A 3,029-nucleotide genomic window follows, 5' to 3' on the forward strand; every position below is an offset into this window, starting at 1 on the left:
GACTTTCTCGCCCATGTCCATGCGGCCCTCGATGGTGGCGGAGCCCATGTGCGGCAGGAGCACGACGTTCTTGGCCTTGCGCAGCTTGGGGTTCACCGCGGGCTCATGCTCGAAGACGTCGAGCCCCGCCCCCGAAAGCTCGCCCGCCTCCAGCATGCGCGCCAGCGTGTTCTCGTCGATCGCCTCGCCGCGCCGACAGGAAAGCCTAGGAGCGTCCGGACCGATATCTGCGTACTGCGGCTTCGTCCAATTCCTTTGCCGGAACGAGCTTATAATGACGCTCTTCGACAACCTTTATTTCGTCGCCCTGTAGAACGAGCTCGAACAAAGCTATGACGCCGTCCGGCAGAAATTGAGCAGCGATGGGCCTGCAGCGAATTCCCGGAAACGTCTGAGCGCAATATCTAATGTCCTGAGCGGTTTGCACCACGCCGATCTGGTCGTTTCCGCCCTTCGCCTGCACAGGGATTACGTAGTGGCATCCGTCGCTGTCCAGGCCCACATAGAGTTCGTCGATTTCGATCTGTCCGACGTCTTTCACCGTGGTCCTCAAATGATTCTGGAGACTGAATGTGGTCAAGCCAAGAAAAATGTCGATGAGCCGGTTGTAGCGAACGATTGCGAGCAGAGCCTGTTCGTCGTCGAGTTTGTACAATTGGATGACTTCCGGCGTGGCGTCCGGCACCAGGGTGCACACCATTTCCGCGCGCGGGCGTATTCGCGTCGCGGGCACAAGCTTGAATCGGTACTTCGACCGCCCTGCGCCTTCGATGATCCATTCCAGACCCTTCGGTTGGGTATCGACGATCGAGCTTGGAAGGGGGGTTCGATATCGGATGGAGTAAACTGCATCGCCGACATTTTTCGGCAACGCGATGCTAAGCTTCTTCGCGGCGTCTTCGATCTCCGGACGCACAAAGACGAATTCTCGTATGCCTTTTTTCCAGTGGTTGCGGAATATGTGTCCGATAATCGCCTTGTAGCGACTTGTCTCCTTCGATTCAGGCATTTGCGAACTCAATCGCCCTAAGCCGTTCCGCTTCGATTTGGTGCTGCTTCCGCTTTCTGGCGCCGCTCTTGCGATCTCGGCGCGCAACTGTGCGCCCGACGTTGAAATGGGATGCGGCCTCGGCCATTTCCATCTTGAGAAATCCTGGGTCGCCCAGCGATACAATCTTCTGGGGCCGCGCCGGTACCTTATCGAGCGAACGCATGACTTCCGCTGCGATGGCGCGCGCCATGGGAGGCGGCACGGCATTTCCGATCTGCCTCGCGCCGTGCCATTTCGTGCTGTGGAAGCGGAACCAATCGGGGAACCCGTGAAGGCGGGCCATCTCGCGCACAGTCACGCAGCGGGGATATTCGTAGTGAATTGGTCGCGGACTCGTGAACGCCCCTCGCGCAGCATCCGTACCGGCTCGAAGTGTGTTCGAGATACCGTTCGCGGAAAGGCGAAAAAAGCGCGATATCGGTTCGACCGAACCCGGCGCGGTCTCCGCGAACCTTCGGCGCGAGATTTCCGTATGCAAGGTGCGCATACTCGACGTGAGCGTCTTGGGGTTCCACGCTCGGACATATCCGTAATGCCACGCATCGTTCGAGAGCCCACGCAACTCCGCTGCGTAGTCGCTCGGACGCTTCCACTGGCTGACAAAGACCTCATCGTCCTCCCACAGCAACTCGTACTTTTCCGGATTGGGAAGGTCGCCTAGTGCGTCCGCGCATGTCGGCCCGGGCGGAAGATCGGCCGATATTTCGCGCATCCCGGGATAGCTCGTCTTGAAGGCAGGATACTGAGGAAGAGGACGGCCTTTCTTCGCGCCGAACAATATCAGTCGCTCGCGATTCTGAGGCACGCCATAAGCGGCAGCGTTCAAGACTTTGGGCTTCATTCGAACCGTGTAGCCGGCGGCGGAAAACTCCTCCACCAATTCTTCCAGGAACGCCTTGTGCCTGCCGACCGTTAAGCCCTTGACGTTCTCGAAAACGAATGCGGTGGCATCCAGCTCGGCGACGAGCCGAACGAACTCGAGAACGAGGCGGTTTCGCGCGTCGTCGAGTGCGCGATGGCCGATAAGAGAAAAGCCCTGGCAAGGCGGGCCGCCGAAAACGACATCGATCGTCCTGCTTCCGATGCCCGCCCGCTCGCGAATGGATTTTGCGGACAATCCCACCACGGAATGCGGTACGACGGTGCAATCGGGAAAGTTGAATTTGTGTACCGCGCAATGGATCGGATCGATTTCGACGGCCGCGCAAACGTCGAAGCCTGCCTGCTCGAATCCGAGGCTCATTCCGCCAGCACCGGCGAAGAGATCGATTCCAATGGGGCGCATGGTCCGAGGTCCCGCCATTTTGTTCACGTTATATTCCCATCGGCCTCAATGCGCAAATTGGCCCGATTCTCTACTTCCCGACAAATCGCAGAAGTTCGGTCCGAAGCTTGTCCGGCGTTTTCGTTTGGCACTGCCAGACGACCGCGACCGACCATTTCAAACGCCGCAAAGCGGCAATGCGCTTCTTGTCCCTGGCCTTGTTTGCCGCGATCTTTGCGCCCCAATAGGCTTTGCGCGACTTCGGAAGCTTGCCCTTCCCGCAATCGTGGCCGTGCCAGAAGCAGCCGTGGACGAAGACGATCTTCCGGTATTTCGGCAGGACGATATCGGGCGATCCCGGTAGATCTTTTCGGTGCAATGCGAAGCGGTACCCGTCTCGGTGAAGTAGGCGGCGCACGATCATCTCCGGGCCGGTATTTTTCGTGCCCACGGATCGCATAATTCTTGAGCGCTGCTCGGGCGTTCGCGTGTCCGCCATGAGGGTAGCAGGATACTCCTCAAATCGGCCGAACGCACATATCCGATTGCGCCGACGGCGCCTCTCGTCGCCCTACAGCATCGCCGGGATCACGCGGTCGGGCGGCTTGTGGCCGTCCGCGAAGGTCTTGATGTTGACGATGACTTTCTCGCCCATGTCCATGCGGCCCTCGATGGTGGCGGAGCCCATGTGCGGCAGGAGCACGACGTTCTTGG

At 59.2% G+C, this 3,029-nt stretch carries 4 protein-coding genes and 1 pseudogene; all 5 read right to left on the minus strand.

What is annotated here, in order from left to right:
* Positions 1–204 (minus strand): annotated as a pseudogene (locus tag VHE10_03500) (NAD(P)-dependent oxidoreductase).
* 1 nt (position 205) lies between these two features.
* Positions 206–1,009: an endonuclease gene (locus VHE10_03505; GenBank protein ID HVU06823.1), complete on the minus strand. Its 804-nt coding sequence runs from the start codon at positions 1,007–1,009 to the stop codon at positions 206–208.
* A complete protein-coding gene (locus VHE10_03510) occupies positions 1,002–2,354 on the minus strand; it encodes a DNA cytosine methyltransferase (protein HVU06824.1) in 1,353 nt (450 codons plus the stop codon). The genes VHE10_03505 and VHE10_03510 overlap by 8 nt, the downstream gene beginning before the upstream one ends.
* Before the next feature lie 52 nt (positions 2,355–2,406).
* Positions 2,407–2,814 carry a very short patch repair endonuclease gene (locus VHE10_03515; GenBank protein ID HVU06825.1) on the minus strand — a complete coding sequence of 136 codons (408 nt, stop codon included), beginning with the start codon at positions 2,812–2,814 and terminating at the stop codon, positions 2,407–2,409.
* 72 nt (positions 2,815–2,886) lie between these two features.
* Positions 2,887–3,029: D-glycerate dehydrogenase (locus VHE10_03520; GenBank protein ID HVU06826.1), on the minus strand; the 143-nt coding region annotated here is incomplete at its 5' end.

The sequence above is a fragment of the Candidatus Paceibacterota bacterium genome (assembly GCA_035546035.1).
Lineage (GTDB): Bacteria > Patescibacteriota > Minisyncoccia > Phycocordibacterales > UBA6065 > UBA6065.

Coding starts and splice junctions, on each gene's coding strand:
- VHE10_03515 (HVU06825.1), bottom strand. CDS start 2,814: ATGGCGGACACGCGAACGCCCGAGCAGCGCTCAAGAATTATGCGATCC.
- VHE10_03505 (HVU06823.1), bottom strand. CDS start 1,009: ATGCCTGAATCGAAGGAGACAAGTCGCTACAAGGCGATTATCGGACAC.
- VHE10_03510 (HVU06824.1), bottom strand. CDS start 2,354: ATGGCGGGACCTCGGACCATGCGCCCCATTGGAATCGATCTCTTCGCC.